Source organism: Aureimonas glaciei (assembly GCF_014643375.1).
GTDB lineage: Bacteria > Pseudomonadota > Alphaproteobacteria > Rhizobiales > Rhizobiaceae > Plantimonas > Plantimonas glaciei.
In genome coordinates, this window is record NZ_BMJJ01000005.1 from 219252 (window position 1) to 238184 (window position 18933).

The 18933-nt window shown below is 67.6% G+C and carries 17 protein-coding genes; 7 read left to right on the forward strand and 10 right to left on the reverse strand.

What is annotated here, in order from left to right; all coding sequences use genetic code 11:
* Positions 1-41: 41 nt before the first annotated feature.
* Positions 42-185 carry a hypothetical protein gene (locus IEX88_RS12720; protein ID WP_188851123.1) on the forward strand — a complete coding sequence of 48 codons (144 nt, stop codon included), beginning with the start codon at positions 42-44 and terminating at the stop codon, positions 183-185.
* 66 nt (positions 186-251) lie between these two features.
* On the opposite strand, the gene IEX88_RS12725 is transcribed toward IEX88_RS12720, so the two are convergent.
* The 4 genes from IEX88_RS12725 to hemP are packed head-to-tail and all read right to left on the reverse strand — an operon-like array spanning position 252 to position 3269.
* On the reverse strand, positions 252-1055 hold the full coding sequence (locus IEX88_RS12725; RefSeq protein WP_188851125.1) for a heme ABC transporter ATP-binding protein: 804 nt from the start codon (positions 1053-1055) through the stop codon (positions 252-254).
* A gap of 8 nt (positions 1056-1063) precedes the next feature.
* On the reverse strand, positions 1064-2176 hold the full coding sequence (locus tag IEX88_RS12730; RefSeq protein ID WP_244640128.1) for a FecCD family ABC transporter permease: 1113 nt from the start codon (positions 2174-2176) through the stop codon (positions 1064-1066).
* Positions 2173-3066: a heme/hemin ABC transporter substrate-binding protein gene (locus tag IEX88_RS12735; RefSeq protein WP_188851127.1), complete on the reverse strand. Its 894-nt coding sequence runs from the start codon at positions 3064-3066 to the stop codon at positions 2173-2175. The genes IEX88_RS12730 and IEX88_RS12735 overlap by 4 nt, the downstream gene beginning before the upstream one ends.
* Positions 3067-3077: 11 nt before the next feature.
* Positions 3078-3269, reverse strand: a complete 192-nt coding sequence (hemP, locus tag IEX88_RS27050) for a hemin uptake protein HemP (protein ID WP_188851129.1) — start codon at positions 3267-3269, stop codon at positions 3078-3080.
* Positions 3270-3479: 210 nt separating this feature from the next.
* Between hemP and IEX88_RS12745 the strand changes: the two genes are divergently transcribed.
* Both IEX88_RS12745 and hmuQ read left to right on the forward strand, forming a co-directional pair.
* Positions 3480-5693 carry a TonB-dependent hemoglobin/transferrin/lactoferrin family receptor gene (locus IEX88_RS12745; protein ID WP_188851132.1) on the forward strand — a complete coding sequence of 738 codons (2214 nt, stop codon included), beginning with the start codon at positions 3480-3482 and terminating at the stop codon, positions 5691-5693.
* A 49-nt stretch (positions 5694-5742) separates the two neighbouring features.
* Positions 5743-6084, forward strand: a complete 342-nt coding sequence (gene hmuQ, locus IEX88_RS12750) for a heme-degrading protein HmuQ (protein ID WP_188851134.1) — start codon at positions 5743-5745, stop codon at positions 6082-6084.
* Between the two features lie 117 nt (positions 6085-6201).
* Here the strand turns inward: hmuQ and IEX88_RS12755 are convergent, their stop codons facing one another.
* The 3 genes from IEX88_RS12755 to IEX88_RS12765 all read right to left on the reverse strand — a co-directional run bounded on the left by IEX88_RS12755 (position 6202) and on the right by IEX88_RS12765 (position 9826).
* On the reverse strand, positions 6202-7218 hold the full coding sequence (locus IEX88_RS12755) for an ABC transporter permease (protein WP_188851136.1): 1017 nt from the start codon (positions 7216-7218) through the stop codon (positions 6202-6204).
* Positions 7215-8741 carry a sugar ABC transporter ATP-binding protein gene (locus IEX88_RS12760; protein WP_373289583.1) on the reverse strand — a complete coding sequence of 509 codons (1527 nt, stop codon included), beginning with the start codon at positions 8739-8741 and terminating at the stop codon, positions 7215-7217. The genes IEX88_RS12755 and IEX88_RS12760 overlap by 4 nt, the downstream gene beginning before the upstream one ends.
* A gap of 131 nt (positions 8742-8872) precedes the next feature.
* Positions 8873-9826, reverse strand: coding sequence for a substrate-binding domain-containing protein (locus IEX88_RS12765; RefSeq protein ID WP_188851140.1), 954 nt, complete (start codon positions 9824-9826; stop codon positions 8873-8875).
* A gap of 602 nt (positions 9827-10428) precedes the next feature.
* Between IEX88_RS12765 and IEX88_RS12770 the strand changes: the two genes are divergently transcribed.
* The 3 genes from IEX88_RS12770 to IEX88_RS12780 all read left to right on the forward strand — a co-directional run bounded on the left by IEX88_RS12770 (position 10429) and on the right by IEX88_RS12780 (position 14511).
* Complete coding sequence (locus tag IEX88_RS12770) at positions 10429-11343, forward strand: ABC transporter substrate-binding protein (RefSeq protein ID WP_244640130.1); 915 nt, start codon at positions 10429-10431, stop codon at positions 11341-11343.
* A gap of 109 nt (positions 11344-11452) precedes the next feature.
* The gene (locus IEX88_RS12775) at positions 11453-12529 is read left to right on the forward strand and encodes a quaternary amine ABC transporter ATP-binding protein (protein ID WP_188851325.1); all 1077 of its coding nucleotides are present in this window, start codon (positions 11453-11455) and stop codon (positions 12527-12529) included.
* Positions 12530-12534: 5 nt separating this feature from the next.
* The gene (locus IEX88_RS12780) at positions 12535-14511 is read left to right on the forward strand and encodes an ABC transporter permease (RefSeq protein WP_373289584.1); all 1977 of its coding nucleotides are present in this window, start codon (positions 12535-12537) and stop codon (positions 14509-14511) included.
* Positions 14512-14559: 48 nt separating this feature from the next.
* On the opposite strand, the gene IEX88_RS12785 is transcribed toward IEX88_RS12780, so the two are convergent.
* Together IEX88_RS12785 and IEX88_RS12790 are read right to left on the reverse strand one after the other, a co-directional pair.
* Complete coding sequence (locus IEX88_RS12785; protein WP_188851146.1) at positions 14560-15798, reverse strand: D-arabinono-1,4-lactone oxidase; 1239 nt, start codon at positions 15796-15798, stop codon at positions 14560-14562.
* Between the two features lie 10 nt (positions 15799-15808).
* Positions 15809-16576, reverse strand: a complete 768-nt coding sequence (locus IEX88_RS12790; RefSeq protein WP_188851148.1) for an SDR family NAD(P)-dependent oxidoreductase — start codon at positions 16574-16576, stop codon at positions 15809-15811.
* A 289-nt stretch (positions 16577-16865) separates the two neighbouring features.
* Between IEX88_RS12790 and IEX88_RS12795 the strand changes: the two genes are divergently transcribed.
* Entirely contained in the window at positions 16866-18026 is a 1161-nt protein-coding gene (locus IEX88_RS12795; RefSeq protein WP_188851150.1) for a fumarylacetoacetate hydrolase family protein, read from the forward strand.
* A 78-nt stretch (positions 18027-18104) separates the two neighbouring features.
* On the opposite strand, the gene IEX88_RS12800 is transcribed toward IEX88_RS12795, so the two are convergent.
* The gene (locus IEX88_RS12800) at positions 18105-18653 is read right to left on the reverse strand and encodes a formaldehyde-activating enzyme (protein WP_188851152.1); all 549 of its coding nucleotides are present in this window, start codon (positions 18651-18653) and stop codon (positions 18105-18107) included.
* Positions 18654-18933: the final 280 nt, after the last annotated feature.

Consider the following 18933-nt stretch of genomic DNA (forward strand, 5'->3'; position numbering starts at 1 on the left):
CCTGCCGCAGACGGCGTCCCGCTGCCATATGAACATGAGCAATGAAGGGAATGACCATGTCCAAGCACGAGAACGCACACCCGGCCCGCGACGGTTTCGTCGGCCGCATCTGGAACAGGATCGTCGAAGCCCGCACGCTGCAGGCGGAGCGGCAGATCCGGCACTACAACCGCCTCTGGAAGTAATCGGCGCGGCCGTTCAGGCCTCCCGAAAGCCGCCCCCGATGACGGAGCCCTGACGCGCCCGGCGGGTCAGGGAAGGCGGAGGTGGGGCCCTGCAACCGCTTGCGGCACCACGAAAGGCAGGCCGTCGCGGGGGTAGGACGCCAGCGCGATGCCGAAAATCTCGGCGAGGCGCGGATCGGTCAGCACCTCGGCCGGCTCCGCGTCGAGGACGATACGGCCGCTGTCGAGCGCGAGGTAGCGATCGGCATAGGCGGCGGCGAGATTGAGATCGTGCAGGACGGCGAAGACGAAGCCGCCGCCATTGGCGAACTCTCGCCCGATCCGCATCACTTCGACCTGATGCTTGATGTCGAGGCTGGCGGTCGGTTCGTCGAGGAAGAGGGCCCGCGGCACGCCGTCCACCACCGGCCGGCCGATCTGGCACAGAACCCGCGCCAGATGCACGCGCTGCTGTTCGCCCCCCGAAAGCTCCTGGACATTGCGGCCGCCGAAGCCGGCAAGGCCGACACGCTCGAGCGCCTCGCCGATCTGGCGCCGGCGTTGCTCGGCGGTCTCGCCGCGCCGCTTGTCCTGGCCGAGCGCCACGACCTCGCGCACGGTGAAGGGAAAGGCCAGAACCTGCGACTGCGGCAGCACCGCGCGCCGGCGCGCCAGCGCGGCGATCGGGATGGCGCCGAGCGGCTCGCCGTCGAAACGGGCCATGCCGCGGCTCGGCGCGAGCTCTCCCGTCAGAACCTTCAGAAGCGTCGACTTTCCCGCGCCGTTCGGCCCGACGAGAACGGTCAGCGTTCCCGCATCCAGCCTGAGGTCGACCGATTTCAGGATGTCGCGGCCGCCGAGTCGCAGGGTCACGCCGGAAAGATCGAACATGGCAGACCTCATAGATCGAGATGGCTGCGTCGGCGCAGCAGCATCCACAGGAAGAAGGGCGCGCCGATGGCGGCGGTGAGGATGCCGATCGGCAGCTCGGCCGGCGCGGCGATGGTGCGCGCGACCATGTCGGCGACGACCAGCAGGATCGCGCCCAGCAACGCCGAACTCGGCAGCAGAAAACGGTGGTCGGCGCCGATGACGAGGCGCAGGAGATGCGGCACGACGATGCCGACGAAGCCGATGACGCCGCTCGTCGCCACGGCGGCCCCGGTGATGGCGGCGACGAGGAAGACGGCGCTGCGCTTCAGTCGCTGCACCGCGATGCCCAGATGAAAGGCCTCGGCCTCGCCGAGAACGAGCGCATTCAGCCCGCGCCCGAGGAGAAGTGAGAGGAGGATGCCGGCGAGCATCAGCGGACCGGAGACGGCGAGTTTTTGCCAGCTGGCGCCGCCGAGGCCGCCGAGGCTCCAGAAGGTGATGTCGCGCAATTGCCGGTCGTCGCTGAGGAAGACGAAGAAGCCCGTCAGCGATCCCGCCAGTGCCGCGAGCGCGATGCCGGCGAGCAGCATGGTGGCGACCGAGGTGCGGCCCTGGCGCGTGGCGATGGCATAGAGGGAGATGGTGGCGACGAGACCGCCGGCAAAGGCGGCCAGCGGGATGAGGAAGGCGCCGAACAGGCCGGCAATTCCCGCCGAGAGCAGGCGCTCGCCGACGACGATGGTCGCCACCACGGCCAGCGCCGAGCCGGAGGAGACGCCGACGAGACCGGGATCGGCGAGCGGATTGCGAAACAGTCCCTGCATCAGTGCGCCCGCCACCGCGAGCGACGCGCCGACGAGTGCGCCCAGCAGCACCCGCGGCATCCGGATCTGCCAGACGATGATCGAGGAACCGGGATCGGCGGCGGTCGAGACGGCGCCAGGCCCCTGCAGCAGCACCTCGACTACCCGCCCCGGCGCCATTCCGGACGGCCCGATCCCGAGCGAGACGACCAGCGTCACGGCGAGAACGAGCGCCAGCACCACGAGGCCGACGCCAGCCCTCAGCGACCGGTCGCCGGCATCGCGGCGGCTTGCCCCGCGCCAGGCCTGTTCGCCGAGGGAGCCCACCCTTGTCACTGGGCCGCCAGCTTCAGGCCGGGATAGAGCCGGGCCGCCAAATCCCGGGCGGCGGCCGGCGTGCGCGGGCCGAAGCCGAGGAGATACTGCGCGTCCATCTTGATCAAAGCGCCATTGCGGCCGGCGGGCGTCGCGGCCAGCGCCGGTTGGGAGAGAATGGCGTCGACATCGTGCGACGACCCGGCCCGCACCATGGACAGCACCACGTCCGGCTGCAGGTCGGTCACGGCCTCCCAGGACAGCGCCTTGTAGCCCTTCATGTCGGACAGGACGTTGTCGCCGCCCGCGAGGGAAATCATCGCATCAGCGGCGGTGCCCGTCCCGGCGGCCATCGGCCGACCGTCGACCAGCGACAGGACGAAGAGCACGCGCTGGCGGCGACCGACGCCGGCCAGCTCCGCCTTCAACGCCGCAAGCTCCGCCCCGATCGTGTTGGCGAGGCGCGTGCCCTCGCTCTCTTCGCCGACGGCCCGCGCCACCGCCTCGATCTTCGCCGGCAGACCCGCCGCGTCGTAGCCGGAGGGCACATGCACGACGCGCACCCCGGCCTGGTCGAGCAGCGACACCGCCTCCGGCGGCCCTGCCCCCTCCTCCAGCAGGATGAGGTCGGGCGACAACGACAAGACGCCTTCCGCCGACAGCGCCCGGATATAGCCGACATTGGGATGCGCGGTCGCAGCCGCAGGGTAGACGCTGGTGGAATCCACGGCGGCGATCTCCTCGCTCTTGCCGAGTTCGTACAGCACCTCCGTCACCGCTCCGCCGACGGAGACGATGCGCTCGGCCTCGGCCGCCTCCGCCTCGGTCGACGCAGCGAGCGCCAGCGCCAGCGTGAAGCCGAGAAGCGAGCGCGTCACCACGCGGGCGGGAATTGCATCGCGATCAACCATGGTCCGGTTCCTCATTTTGTCAGGATCAACTTGCCCGCTCGGGTCAATCTCAAGCGATAGAGCGCGCCCTCGTGCATCAGGCCCACTTCCCGTTCAGCACCCAACAGATCAGAGGCGGGGACGATACGCAGAGGATGGAGCTGAACTGGCTCCCGGCCCGGGACGCGCTCTTGTCGTTGCCGACGATCGACGGGTTCATTCATTAGAACTGTTCCGATTTAGAAAGATTCCGAAGTAAAGCGCTGAATCTTCTTTATAGTTGACTCTCATATTCATGTTTGGATAGGACCGTCAACAGCAGCAGGGGACATCGGCGAACCGACCTCCCCATCCCTGCGGCAAAGCCAGCCAGCCGCCGATCCGGCGCCCCAGCCAGCCATGCCTGTCTCATTGTTGAAAACAGGAGAGTATTCATGGATCGCCGCGGGCGCCTCTTGGCCGGACTTGTCTCCGGCCTCATGATTTCCAGCGCCTATATCGCGCCGGTCCTGGCACAGGACGCGCCCGCAGAGGACGCCATCCTCCTGCAGCCGGTGACGCTGGTCGGCGGCGAAAAGCCCGCCACCGCGACGACGGCCGTGACGCCGCTGACGCGGCGCGTCACCCGGGAAGAACTCGACGCCGCGCAGGTCGAGGACGTCGACGACATCGCGCGGCTCGATCCGGCGATCTCGTTCAGCGAGGGCTCGCAGAGCTTCAACATCCGCGGCCTCGACCGGAACCGCACGCTGACGACGATCGACGGCATCCGCGTCCCCTGGATCGAGGATGGCGCCCGCGGCGTGTCGGGCGGCGTCTCCGCCTTCGACTTCGACACGCTGTCGACGCTCGACATTGTCAAGGGCGCCGATTCCAGCGTCTACGGCGCCGGGGCGCTCGGCGGCGTCGTCAACCTGCGCACGCTCAATCCCGAGGATCTTCTACCGGGCAACAAGACGTTCGGCGGTCTCACCAAGGGCAGCTTCGACTCGAAGGACCAGAGCTGGAGCGTCGACCAGGCGCTCGCCGCTCGCATCGACCAGACCTTCCTGCTGCTGCAGGGCGGGTATCGCGACGGCCATGAGATCGAGAACCAGGGCGACATCGGCGGCATCGGCACGACCCGCAGCGAAAAGCTGCCGCTCGACTACGACAACACCAACGTCCTGGCGAAGATCCGGCAGCATGTCGAGGGCGGCCATGTCTTCGGCGTGACCGGCGAATCCTACGACCGCGACGACGATATCGAGGCGCTGACGGAATCGCCGACGACCTACGACTACCGGGCCGGCGCCCCGTCCCGCGCCAAGAGCAACAAGCGCGAGCGTCTCTCGGCCAATTACGAATATGCACCGGAGAAGACCGACGGCACGATCAAGGCGGCGGAGGCGATCATCTACTGGCAGCGGCAGTCGCTCGACGACGACTTCTTCGGCAGCCGGCTGTCGATCCCGGCGGGCGACTACCGGCGCAAGGGCGAGCGCGAGGAGACGACCTACGGCGTCAACGGCAGCCTGCTCGCCGGCTTCGACACGGGCGCGGTGTCCCACGGCGTCAGCATCGGCGGCGAGATTTTCGGCAGCAAGGCGACGCAGTTCTCCAGCGGCGAGGATAACTGCCCGGCGCCGCCCTATACCGGCCGGTTCACCACCTGCAACTTCCTGCACACCAACCAGGCCGACATGCCGGAGACCGACGGCGCGACGGTCGGCCTGTTCATCCAGGACGAGATCGGCCTCTTCGACGGCAGGGTGCGGCTGACCCCCGGCCTGCGCTACGACTGGTATCAGCAGACGCCGCAGGAGACCGACGGGTTCGCGGACAACGCGACCTATACCGGCCTACCCGAGGAATCCAGCGACTCCGCCGTCTCCGGGAAGCTGCGTGCCGAGTTCGACGCGACCGACGACGTGATGCTCTTTGCCCAATGGGCGCAGGGTTTTCGCGCCCCCACCGCGACGGAACTCTATCTCAGCTATGGCGGCCCCGGCACCTATCTGTCGCTCGGCAATCCTGGCCTCGATCCGGAAACGAGCAACGGCTTCGAGATCGGCGCCCAGCTCGGTGACGAGACCTTCGGCGGCTCGGTCAACGCCTTCTACAACCGCTATGAGAACTTCATCGACACCGTCTCGGTCTCTGCCGCCAGTGTCGGCCTTCCCGCCGGCCTCTATCCTTTCGGCATCACCGGCTACGTCAACCGCGCCAATGTCGAGATCTACGGCGCCGAAGCCTCGGCGCACTTCAAGCTGGAGTCCGGCTGGCACGCCTCGGCATCGCTCGCCGCCTATGTGGGCCGCGATCGCGACACCGACGAGCACCTGAACTCGATCCCGGCGGTGAAGGGCATTCTCGGCCTCGGCTATGCCACCGACGTCTACGGCGCCGACGTGATGCTCACCGCCGCCGCCAAGCGCGACGATGTCGAGAACGACTTGTCGAAGACGCCGGCCTACGGCATCGTCGACCTCACCGGTTGGTGGGCGCCCGAGCAGCTCGCCGGAACCAAGGTCAAGGCCGGCGTGTATAACCTGTTCGACGAGACCTATTACGACGCGCTGGACATCCCGGACTCGACCACGCTGCCGAAGGAGTACTTCACCGAGGCAGGCCGAACCTTCAAGGCCACGGTCAGCTTCCAGTTCTGACCCCGGCCAGAAACACCCAGCGCCAGCCATTACCACAGGGAGACTATCCATGTTCATCGCCATGAACCGCTTCAAGGTCGCCAAGGATTCGACCGAGGCCTTCGAGAAGATCTGGCTCGAGCGCGAGAGCCACTTGCAGGGCCTGCCGGGCTTTGCCGAATTCCACATGCTGCGCGGACCGGAGCGCGAGGAATACGTGCTCTACGCCTCGCACACGCTCTGGAACACCAAGGCGGATTTCGAGGCCTGGACGAAGTCGGAAGCTTTTCGCGCCGCCCATGCCCGCGGCAACACCAGCGGCCGGGCGCCGACCTATATCGGCCATCCCGAGTTCGAGGGCTTCGAGGTGTTCCAGCACATCGTCGCCGACCGCGCCGCCGACGCGGCCTGATTGACGGACATTCGCGGGGAACCGTCACCCGCCGTCATCGTCGCCGGTCCGGTGCTCAGCACCGGGCCGGCGACGTCGTTTGAGGCGAGGCTCGCTCCGCCTCGTCTGCCCCCGGTCCTATCCCCGCGCCCGCGATTTCAGCCAGCGGTCGAAGGCGACCGCGCCGATGAGGATCAGGCCGATCACCACCTGCTGGGTGTAGGACGAGACGTTGTTGAGGACGAGGCCGTTGACGAGAACGCCGATCAGCGCCGCGCCGATCACCGTGCCACCGACGCTGCCTATGCCACCGAAGAGGCTGGTGCCGCCGATGACGACGGCCGAGATCACCGTCAGCTCGTAGCCGATGCCGGCCACCGCCTCGGCGGAATTGAGGCGGGCGGCCAGCACGAAGGCGGCAAGGCCGCTGAAGAAGCCGACGATCAGGTAGACCGAGACGAGAATGCGGTCGACGCGCAGGCCCGAGAGCCGCGCCGCCTCGGCATTGCCACCGACGGCGTAGACCGCCCTGCCATAGCGGGTGTAGCGCAGCACCAGATGGCAGAGCATGGCGGCGAGCGCGAAGATGATCACCGGCACCGGCACCGGGCCGATCATGCCATTGCCGAACCAGCGCATCGAGGCGTCGAAGCCCGAGATCGGTCCGCCGTTCGACAGCGTCAGCGTCAGGCCGCGAAAGATGGTGAGGCCGCCCAGCGTGACGACGAAGGGCGGCACCTTCAGCCGGGTGATCACAAGACCCTGCACGCCGCCGGCGAGCGTCCCCACGGCGACTGCGGCCAGGAGCGCGGCGAACCAGCCGAACCCCTGTCCGGCGCTGGCGCCGAGCGACAGCGTGTTGGCCGTGCCGCCCTTGGCGACGATGGCCGCGACCATGCCGGAAAAGGCGACGAGCGAGCCGACGGAGAGATCGATGCCCGCCGTCAGGATGACGAAGGTCATGCCGAGCGCGATCAGCCCGGTGATCGAGATCTGCCGCATCACGTTGAACAAATTGACCGGATTGAGGAAATTCGGGTTGAGGAGGGCGAAGACCAGCATCAGGGCGAAGAGGAACATCAGCGGCCCGAACCGCATCAGGATCTTGAAGAAGTTCGGTCCCGCCTGGCCGCGAAGGCCGCTCGTGGAGCTCATCGCGTCGCTTCCTTTCCTCTGCTGAGCGCCATCAGCGCCATCAGTCTGTCTTCGCTCGCCTCAGAAGCCGGCATCTCGCCGGTGATCCTTCCCGCCCGCATGGTGACGATGCGGTCGCTGACGGCGAGAATCTCGGGGAGTTCCGAGGAGATCACCACCACCGCGATGCCGCGGGCGGCGAGTTGGACGAGGATCTGGTGCACCTCGGCCTTGGCACCGACATCGACGCCGCGCGTCGGCTCGTCGACGATCAAGACCTTGGGATCGCGCGCCAGCCAGCGGGCGAGGATCACCTTCTGCTGGTTGCCGCCGGAAAGGCCATCGATCCGCTGCCCGGCATGCGCCATGCGGATGTTGAGGAGTTTTCGAAAGCTGCCGAGCTCGTCCTGCTCGCGCCTTTCCGCCATGACCCCCATCCAGTTCGAATAGGCGTTCAGCGAGGCGACGGAGAAATTGGCGAGGATGCCGAGGGCGGGAAAGATCGCCTGGTGCTTGCGGTCCTCCGGCACGAGGCCGATGCCGAGGGCGATCGCGTCCGCCGGCGATTGCGGCGCGATCATCTCGCCGTCGAGCCGGAGCGTGCCGGCGGCAATGGCGTCCGCGCCAAAAATGGCGCGCGCCAGTTCCGTCCGGCCGGAGCCGACGAGGCCGGCAATGCCGAGGATCTCGCCCGAGCGCACGTCGAGGTCGACGCCGTCGAGGACGATGGCGTGCGGCGCCTCGGGGTCGCGCACGGTCTTCAGGCCGCGGACCTCGAGCCGCAGCCTGCCGGGCGCGCTGCGCTGGCTCGGCCGGGCATAGAGCTCGGACGCGGCCCGCCCGACCATTTTTTCGATGATCGCGGGCAGCGGGATTGGCGCGCCATCTCGCACCAGTTCGCCGGCGAGGCGCCCGTCGCGCAGCACCGTCATGCGGTCGCAGATGCTCGACGCCTCCTCCAGCCGGTGCGTCACGAACATGATCGCGACGCCCTCGCCGCGCAGCAGGTCCATGATGGAAAGAAGCCGCGTGACCTCGCTGTCCGAGAGGGCCGAGGTCGGCTCGTCCATGACGATGACGCGGGAGGAAAGGGAGAGAGCCCGGGCGATCTCCACCATCTGCTGCTCGGCGACGGAAAGCGCGGAGACCGGCGTCTGCGGATCGAGCGTGAGGCCGACGCGCGCGATGATGTCGCGGGCAGCGCTGCGCATGCCGCGCCAGTCGACCAGGCCGAACCGCCCGAGCGGCGCGCGGCCGATAAAAATGTTTTCGGCGACCGAGAGCGTCGGGATCAGGCTGAGTTCCTGGTAGATGGTGACGATGCCGAGCCGCCGCGCCGCCTGCGGGCTTTCGATCGTCACCGCCTCCCCGTCGATCAGGATCGTCCCGCTCGACGGCGGCTGCACGCCGGAAAGGATTTTGAGAAGCGTCGATTTGCCGGCGCCGTTCTCGCCCATCAGGCCGAGAATTTCGCCGCCGCTCAGCGTCAGCGAGACGTCGTCGAGCGCGGTGACGCCGGAAAAGTGCTTGGCGATGCCGCGCATTTCGAGCAGCGGCCGGTCCGGCCGGACGGCCGAGCGTGCCGCCGTGGCAGGTGACGTCATGGGCAGAAGCCTCGAAGAGAGCCGCGGTGGGGCGCGCCGAAGGACGGCGCGCCCGGCATGCCGGAGGGCTCTTAGGTCGTCTCGCCGATGCGCTCGGCCTTGTCGAGATTGTCCTTGCCGATGACGATCGGGGTCAGGAGAACCAGCGCCTCGGCCGGCTTGGTGCCGGACTTGGCGAAGTCGACGGCGATGCGCAGGGCCTGGCGCGACTGTTCGCCCGGGAACTGCTCGACCGTGCCGGCGAGCTTGCCGTCGCGCACCGCCACCAGCGCCTCGGGAAGCGCGTCGAAGCCGTAGATCTTGATGTCGGTGAAGCCGGCGCTCGCCGCCGCTTCCATCGCGCCGAGCGCCATGTCGTCATTGGCGCAGACGATGACATCCGGCTTGCCGTTGGCCGCCAGGCCGGCCTCGGTCACCGAGAGGGCCTCGGCGCGGGCGAAATTGGCCGTCTGCTCGAAGACGATCTTGTACTTGTCCTGGCCGTCGAGAATGGCGTGGACGCCCTTGTTGCGGTCGATGGCGGGACCCGCCCCCGGCTGCCCCTGCAGGTGGAAGATCGTCGCGCCGTCGGGGAAGGCCGCCATGATCGCCTGCGCCTGCGCCTCGCCGCCCTTGGCATTGTCCGCGCCGACATGGGCGAGGATGCCGTCGACGCCGTCGACGCGGCGGTCGATGGTGACGACGGGAATGCCCGCCGCCACGGCCTGCTCGACCGCGGGGGCCAGCGAGTTGACGTCGAGCGGCGAGATGACGATGGCGCCGACCTTCTGAACGATGGCCGCCTCGACGTCGCCGGTCTGCTTGGGCGCGGAGTTCTGGCCGTCGCTCTCGATCAGGTTGATGCCGCCGATGGCCGTGGCCTCGACTTTGATCTGGTTCAGCATGTGGACGAAGAACGGAAAGCTGAGGCTCGGCACCGAGGCCAGCACGCTCAGATCACCGTCCGCTGCCCGGGCGACGACACCGGTCGCGGCGAAAACGCCGACGGCGGCCGAAGACAGCAGGAATGTACGCCTGTTCAACATGGATTTTCCTCCCCTGACGGACCGGGACGCGCTCTTCGGCGGGCCTCTCATGTCCTTCGGGAAGGTTAGCGACGGGCGAAGAACTCGGCAAGAGCGCTGCGTCGGGAGAACACGTCCCGCCGTTCCGGCCGGCCGGGCATCGTCCAGCACGGCCCGGCAAAAGCCTGGACGGAAAGAAATGCCTCTTCGATGCGCAGCCCCTGCCCCAGAGGAAACCATCCTGCCTTTGCCGCAGGCGAGAACGAGCCTGCGCACCGCGGAAAGCCCCCAACTGACCGCAAAATGCCGATTTGCCCAACGCATGCCATTGCGGAAGATTACTCTTGGTATATAAATTTTCTTCATATGAATGTCGCCCTGTCGCTTCGCCCGGGTTGCGGGTGGCTGGAACGGGACAACAGGCGACAAACGACAGAGAAATTCGGAGGATCGAGGGCCAAGCGTCTGCGAAAAATACTGCCGAGGGAAAGATGATCCGGACGTCCTGCGGAGCAAGACAGCCGGTACGGGCATGAATTTCAGCTTGCACCATGGGGAAATCTGGTATGTCTATTGTCTGCTCGTCTTTCAAAGGCTCGTTGGCCGCCCTTGGTCTGGTCGCCATGACAGGCCTTCCCGCAGCCCATGCCGAGGCGCCGGAATCGAACGATCCGATCAAGATCGCTTTGTTCGACTGGACCAGCGTCAACCTCAACGCCAAGATCATGGGCGGCATAATGGAGAAGCTCGGCTACACCGTCGAGTATCCCACCGCCGACTACCTCTCCAGCCTCACCACCGGCCTCACCAATGGCGACCTGACGCTCGGCGCCGAGTTCTGGGCGACGACGGCCGGCGAGGCGATGGCGGCCTCCGACGCCACCGGCGAGACCGAGAACCTCGGCCCCCTCGGCCCCAAGGCCAAGGAAGAGTGGTGGTTTCCGGAATACATGAAGGAAAAATGCCCCGGCCTGCCCAACTGGGAGGCGCTGAAGGACCCGGCCTGCGCCGAAGCCTTCTCCACCGCCGAAACCGCGCCGAAAGGCCGCTATCTCGGCGGCCCGGTGACCTGGGAAGGGTTCGACGACGAGCGCGTCGTCACGCTCGGCCTGCCCTTCACCGTCATCCACGCCGGCACGGATGCGGCGATGTTCGCCGAACTCGACTCGGCCTATCAGCGCCAGGCGCCGATCATCCTCTGGGTCTACTCGCCGCACTGGGCGCCGGCCAAGTATAAGGGCGAATGGGTCGAATTCCCGGAATATACCAAGGAATGCTACACCGACCCGAAATGGGGCAGCAATCCCGACGCCCTGTATGACTGCGGCAAGCCGTCTGGCGACATCTACAAATATGCCTGGGCCGGCATGAAGGAAAAGTGGCCGGTCGCCTACAAGGTCGCCAAGGCCTACACCGTCGACACCGACACGCTGAACAAGATGAGCGGCGAGATCGACCTCGAGGGCAAGGCGCCGGAAGACGTCGCGGCCGAGTGGATCGCAGCCAACGAGGCGACCTGGAAGGCCTGGGCGCAGTAGCGCGATGCTGCGCCGGCCCTATGCCGACTGGACCTCGGCGCTGCGCCTTGCCGATGCGGGCGCCGCGCCTCCTCCCTTCGAAGGCAAGCGAGATCCGCGCGTGAACGCCATGACCGACCAGGCCCGCCTCTTAATCCCATCGGCCGCCGCCGACGTCCGCCCGGTCAAGCTCGCCTGCCGCAATGTCTGGAAGCTCTATGGCGAAGGCGGCGGCGAGGAATTTTTGGCCTCGCGCGACGGAATCGCGAGTTCCGCTGACCTCGCCGCGGCCCAGCTGATCGGGGCTGTCCGCAAGGTCGACCTTGAAATCCGCGCCGGCGAAATCTTCATCATCATGGGCCTCTCGGGCTCGGGCAAATCCACCCTGGTGCGCTGCATGTCGCGCCTGATCGAGCCGAGTTTCGGCAAGGTCGAGTTCGAGGGCCGCGACCTGATGACCATCTCGCCGGCCGAGCTGATCGAGATGCGGCGCCACCGCATGGGCATGGTGTTCCAGAATTTCGCTCTCCTGCCGCATCTCACCGTCCTTCAGAACATCGCCTTTCCCCTCGCCATGCAGGGCGTCGCCCGGCCGGCGCGCGAAGCGCGGGCACGCGAGATGATCCAGATGGTGAGCCTTTCCGGGCGCGAGAATTTCTACCCGCGCGAGCTCTCCGGTGGCCAGCAGCAGCGCGTCGGCATCGCCCGCAGTCTCGCCACCAATCCCGAGATCTGGTTCCTCGACGAGCCCTTCTCCGCTCTCGACCCGCTGATCCGGCGCGAGATGCAGGACGAGCTCCTCCGGCTGCAAGCGATCCTGCGCAAGACCATCGTCTTCATCACCCATGACTTCGACGAGGCGATCCGCATCGCCGATCGCATCGCCATCATGAAGGACGGCGAGATCATCCAGATCGGCACGCCGGAGGAACTGGTGGTGCGCCCGGCCACCGACTATGTCGCCGCCTTCACCCGCGACGTGCAGCGCGCCAAGGTCGTCTCGGCCCGCCATCTGATGCAGCCCTGCAGCGGCGCCGCCGCTGCCGGCACCGTCGCGCCCGACGCCCGCATCGCCAGCTTTTCCGCCGGCATTGTCGCCGCAGGCCGTCCCTATGCCGTCCTCGATGCGAGCGGCACGCGCCTCGGCGAAGTGACGCCACAGGCGGTGATCGCGTTGCTCGCCGGCCTCGAGAGCGCTGCGACATGACGGTGATGGCGGGCAGCCCTGCCCTCCCTTTCAGGCCGGCGCGGCTTTGGCCCTTGGTCTGGGCCTGTGCCCTTCTGGCGGTGGCGGGGCTCTCTCTCGCCCGCGACCACCTCCCCTTCGCCGTCGCCTTTCCCGCCGATGCCGTCGTGCCCGTCGCCGAATGGATCGGCGCCCTCATGGCCTGGCTGAAGACGAACCTAAGCTGGCTGACGCGCGGTATCACTGCGGTCTTGGGCGTGCCGCTCGATGCGGCGCTGAATCTCCTGGCGAAGAACTTCAAGATTGGCCAAGGCCTGACCGCGACGACGCTGCCGCGCCTCTCCTGGGTCGGCGTCGTCGCCGCCGCCTTCCTTGCCGGCCGGGCCTATGGCGGCAACCGCCTCGGCTTTCTCGTCGGCGGCTGTTTTCTCTACATCGCGCTGTTCGGCAAATGGACGAGCGCTATGCTGACACTCGGGCTCATCGCCATCGCGGTGCCCTTCTGCATCGTCACCGGCGTCCTCGTCGGGATCTGGGCGTTCCGCCACCCCAAGGCGGACCGCGCCATCGTCTCGCCGGCGCTCGACCTGATGCAGACGATCCCGACCTTCGCCTATCTCATCCCGATGCTGCTCCTCTTCGGCAACAGCCCGGTCTCAGCGATGATCGCCACTGCGATCTTCGCGACGCCCCCCATGGTCCGCGCGACGCTTCTGGGGCTGTCGCGCGTGCCGCCCGAGATCGGCGACTTCAGCGACATGGCCGGCTGCACGCCGCGGCAGAAACTCTGGCGCGTGCTCCTCCCCTCGGCGCAGCCGACGCTGATGCTGGGCGTCAACCAGGTGATCATGCTGGCGCTGAACATGGTGATCATCGCCTCGATGATCGGCGCCGGCGGCCTCGGCTACGACGTGCTGCTGGCGCTCCGGGCACTGAAGGTCGGGGCGGCGATGGAGGCGGGCCTCGCCATCGTCGCGCTCGCCATCGCGCTCGACCGGCTGAGCCAGGCGATGGCGGCGCAGAACGCTCGCGGGCACCTCCATCGAGACGCCGCCGGCTTCCTCGGCCTGCGCTCGCCGAACCTCGTTCTGGCGCTCGCCCTCCTGGCGCTGACCACCACGGCGAGCCTTTTCGTCCCCGCCTTTGCCGCCGTCCCGAAGGCGATGACGCTGACCACCGCCCCGCTCTGGACCGGCGCGGTGAACTGGATCACCGTCAACTTCTTCGACGTCATCGAAGTGTTTCGCGTGACGCTGATCCTTTATGTGCTGAACCCGCTGCGCGCCTTCTGCGAGGGCTTTCCCTGGCTCGGCGCGGTCTTCCTGCTCGGCCTTGCCGGCTACCAACTGGGCGGCCTCAGGCTCGCCGTCACCGTGGCGCTGCTCACCGCCTTCTGCGCCGTCACCGGCCTTTGGGAAAAGACCATGGCGACGGTCTATCTCTGCGGCATCTCGGCCTTCGTCGCCTGCCTGATCGGCATTCCGATTGGCCTCTGGGCCTCGCGCAGCGACAGGGTCGCGCGCATCGTCACGCCGATCATCGACACACTGCAGGTGATGCCGTCCTTCTGCTTCATCATCCCGGTGGTGATGCTGTTTCGCGTCGGCGACGTCACCGCGATGATCGCCACCATCGGCTTCGCCGTCGTGCCGGCCGTGCGCTACACCAACCACGGCCTCCGCAACATCCCGCCGGCGCTGATGGAGGCCGCCATCGTCTCAGGCTGCACGCCGCGCCAGACGTTCTGGCGCGTGCAGCTGCCGATGGCCCTGCCGGAGATCATGCTGGGCGTCAGCCAGACCATTTTGATGGCGCTGGCGATGATCATCATCTGCGCCATGATCGGCACGCGCGATCTCGGGCAGGAAGTGTTCATCGCTCTGTCCAAGGCCGATGCCGGCCGCGGCATCGTCGCGGGCCTTGCCATCGCCTTCATCGGCATCATCGCCGACCGCCTCTTTGGCGCCTGGAGCGCCAGGGCACGGGCCCGCGTCAGCGCCTGACGCCATCGGCGGCCGCAGGCCGACCCGGCGCCGCGCTCGCTTGCGGCTTCACCCCAACAGCATCGCCACATGCTCGTTGAGGAAGCGCCCGTTGGGATCCAGCTTGCGCCGCAGCGCGCGAAAATCGTCGGCGCGGGGATAGAGGTTCGTGACGTCCTCGGTGTCGAGGAAATGCAGCTTGCCCCAATGTGGGCGGGCGTGAAACTGGCGCAGGATGGCATCGACGTCGCGCAAAAAGTCCCAGTAGTCGAAGCCGGGATGGCCGGAGACCGAGACGGTGACCGAATCCTGCTGGTGGAAGGGGCTGAGCCAGGCGCCGTCGCCGGCGGTGAAGCGGTATTCGATCGGGAAGATGCACTTGGTATGCTTGGTCAGCATCAGCTCGCGCACGGCCCGCACCGCCGCCTTGCCGTGCTGGACCGGCACGGCATATTCGAGCTCGTGAAAATTCGGCACGTATTCGATCGGGTAGACGTCCGAGGAATAGGCGATGTTTTCGAACGGCGACTGCATTTCCGGCAGGTCGGTGACGTCCATCACCTTCATCTCGCAGACGTCGGCGGTGTTTGTCGTCGTCGTCAGCGGCGCGTCGGCGGTGTCGCCGAGGCAGTAGAGATAGCGGCTCTCCGGCATCGGGCACCAGAAGAAGCCGAAATGCCGGTGCGTGGCGGCGAGCTCGTCGTGCCGCTCCATGCAGGTCTCGAAATCGTCGCGCCAGAGCTTTTCGTGCAGGTTGTAGGCCGGCAGGGTCTCCAGCGTCATCTCGGAGATGATCCCGAGCGTGCCGAGCGAGACCTGGGCCGCGGCCAGAAGGTCGGGATCGGAGCCGTCGACGACGAGGATGCTGCCGTCCGGCTGCACCAGCCGCATGCCGGCGACCTGCGAGGCGAGGCAGCCGAGCGTGGCGCCCGTGCCATGCGTGCCGGTGGAGAAGGCGCCGGCGACGGCCTGCGTGTCGATGTCGCCCTGGTTGGCGAGCGACAGGCCCATGCCCTTCAGGGCCCGGCCGACATCGCCGATCCGTGTTCCCGCCGCCACGGTGACGCGGTTGCCGTCGCGACCGAGGATGCCGCTCAGGCCGGCAAGCGACAGGCGCAGGCCGGAGGTCGCGACGACCGGCGTGAAGGAATGACCGGAACCGGCGACGCGGATGGAAAGATCCTGCGCGTCGGCCTCGTGCACCATCTCGGCCAGTTGCGCCTCGCTGGTCGGTGCCGCCTTATAGCGCGAAATGCAGGACTGGTTGCCGACCCAGTTGCGCCAGTGGCCGCCCTTTTCGAACTGCATGCTGTTCCCCTCAAACTGCCGTGAAACCATTGTCGACGAAAAGATGCGTGCCGTTGACGAAGCTCGCCGCATCGCTGAGCAGGAAGAGCGCCGCCTCGGCCACTTCCTCGGGCCGGCACATGCGCCCCTGCGCCGCGGCGATGGCGGCATCGGAGACGTCGACGCCAAGCTTGGAGAGCGCCTCGACCTCGCGGCTGCCGTGCGCGGTCTGGATGAAGCCGGGGCAGACGGCATTGCAGCGGATGTTGCGGTCGCGGAACTCGACCGCGATGGCGCGCGCGAACATGTGCACGGCGCCCTTCGTCATCCCGTACAGCACCTCCATCGGCGTCGCCGCCACCGCCGAGATCGACGAGGTGCAGACGATCCGCCCGCCGCCCGCCTCGAGCATGCCGGGCAGGACGGCCCGCGTCATCAGGAACATCGACCGCACGTTGACGTCCATCAGCCCGTCATAGTCCGCGTCGGTGGTTTCGAGAAACGGTTTCACCACGATCGTGCCGGCGTGATTGAAGAGGAGCGTCGGCGTGCCGAAACGCGCCTGCGCATGCGCCACCGCCGTCTCGACGTCTGCGCGCTGCGAAACGTCGGCGTAGACGAAGCTCGCCTCGCCGCCTTCGGCGACGATGGCTTCGGCCAGCGCGGCGCCTGCTTCCTCCTGCCGGTCGACGATGGTCACGCGAGCGCCTTCGGCAGCGAACAACCGCGCCGCGGCGCCGCCGCAACCCGTCGCGCCGCCGGAGATCAGGGCGCTGCGCCCGTCCAGTCGTCCGGGCATCGGAGCTTCCCTCGCAAGATGACGATGGTCCACTCTGACGGGATTGTGACCGGACTTCAACCGAGCGCACGGGCCTGCGACAAACCGGGCGCACCGCATCCGGGCGATGTCACCCGCCTTCGACGAAGGCCGCCGTCGGCCGGCGCGAAAATCCCGGTGCGACCGGCTTCGAGCGACCATCACCGGGCGTCCGCCTCTGGACGCCGGGCCCGTCAGAGGAAATAGTCGCCCTCCGCAGACCGGCGCCCCAAGCGCCACCCTCGGCTCACCAGCACAGGCAGATTTCATTTTGACCCCACATGACATTCTTCCCCACGACGCAGCCCAGGCCGTTCTCGTCGGCCGCCTCTACGACCCGGAAGTGAAGGGTCCGAGCGTCGTCGTCCTAAAGGGCGACCGCCTTGTCGACCTGTCGGCGATCGCGGCGACGATGGCCGACCTGCTGGAGGCGGAAGATCCGGTGGCGCTTCTGGCCGGCGCGACCGGGGCCAAGAGCTGGGACCTCGCCGCGGTGCTCTCGGCCAGCCCGTCCGACGTCTCGGCGCCGCATCTCCTTGCGCCCTGCGACCTCCAGGCCGTCAAAGCCTGCGGCGTCACCTTCGCCCGCTCGATGATCGAGCGCGTCATCGAGGAGCGCGCCAAGGGCGATTCGGCCCGGGCCAACGAAATCCGCGAGGAGATCGGCCGGATCATCGGCGGTGCCCTGTCCGACATCAAGGCCGGCTCGCCGGAGGCCGCCAAGGCCAAGGAAGTGCTGATCAAGGGTGGCTACTGGTCGCAGTATCTGGAAGTCGGCATCGGGCCGGACGCCGAGGTCTTCACCAAGGCGCCGGTGCTCTCCTCCGTCGGCCACGGCGCCGAGATCGGCATCCTGCCCGCCTCGGCCTGGAACAATCCGGAGCCTGAAGTCGTGCTGGCGGTGGACTCCAAGGGCCGGGTGCGCGGCGCGACGCTCGGCAACGACGTCAACCTGCGCGATGTCGAAGGACGCAGCGCGCTCCTCCTCGGCAAGGCCAAGGACAACAACGCCTCGTCGTCGATCGGCCCGTTCATTCGCCTGTTCGACGATCACTTCACCATCGACGACGTGCGCACGGCCGAGCTGACGCTGACGGTAACCGGGCCCGAGGGCTACGTGCTGGAGGGCCGCAGCTCGATGAAGGAGATCAGCCGCGATCCGCTCGACCTCGTCGGCCAGACGCGGAGCCGCCACCACCAGTATCCCGACGGTTTCCTGCTCTTCCTCGGCACCCTGTTCGCGCCGACCGAGGACCGCGACGTCAAGGGCCAGGGTTTCACCCACCGGGTCGGCGACCGGGTGGAGATCGCGAGTCCCCGGCTCGGGCGGCTGATGAACACCGTGACCCACACCGACAAGGCGCCGGAATGGGTGTTCGGCATCCGCGATCTCATGCGCAATCTCGCCGGCCGCGGCCTGCTGAACCGCTAGACAGCCGCACGATAGGACCGCAGACGCGGGCGGGCGCTCCGGAAACGGTGCCCGCCCGCGTCTGTCTGGGCGGGGAAGCTAGATCTTCCCGTCGAGCCCCATCTGGTGGTAGCGGTGCATGATCTTGTCCTGGTTCTCGAGCAGCCAGTCGATCGAGGGCTCGTTCGCCATGGCCTTGCGGATCGCCTCGGTGGTGCCGCGGCGGTGCAGGTCGAACAGGATCTTGTGGTCGAGATTGTCGTCGTCGACGACGCTCGGCGCCAGCCAGACCGAGCAGATGATGCCGAGCTCGTTCGCCTGATCCTTCGGGATGTAGCCGGCCCGCACCGCGTCGAGCACGCCGTTGGCGATGGCGAACTGCACCGTACCCATGAGTATGTTGGTGTAGCGCAGGCTGGTGACGGTGACCTTGGAGACGCAGAGCGTCACCGGCCGGACCATGATGTCGGTGTTGAGCAGCGCGAAGACGCGGGTGTGGCCGGCGACCTGGTCGCCGGTCAGGGTCGCCAGCGCGATGCCGACCGGGCCGTCGAGCGCGCCGATGACGATTTCGGGCTCCGCCGCCGTGCCGGGAGGGCCCCCGGCGATGAGGGCTTCGCCGGTCCGCATGACAATACGCTCGCTCATGGATCTTCCTTTCCAGGGTGGTGTCTTCTCAGCGGTACGCGCTCAGGGCCTCGCGGCCAAGCCTGATTGCCCGGCGACGCATCGCCGGCTCGGCCGGTCGGTCGCGGCGATCCCTGACGGAGGGGCGATCGCGGGGCCGCGGCGGATCGGATGCGCCAGGCCCGGCACGCCTCCCGGCATCTTCCCGCGGCAGTTTTCCATCGCCCACGAGGATGTGGTCAGCGCCGTCGACAAAGTCGCGGGCGTTCCCTTCCCGGCCAACAACCGTGTCACATATAGC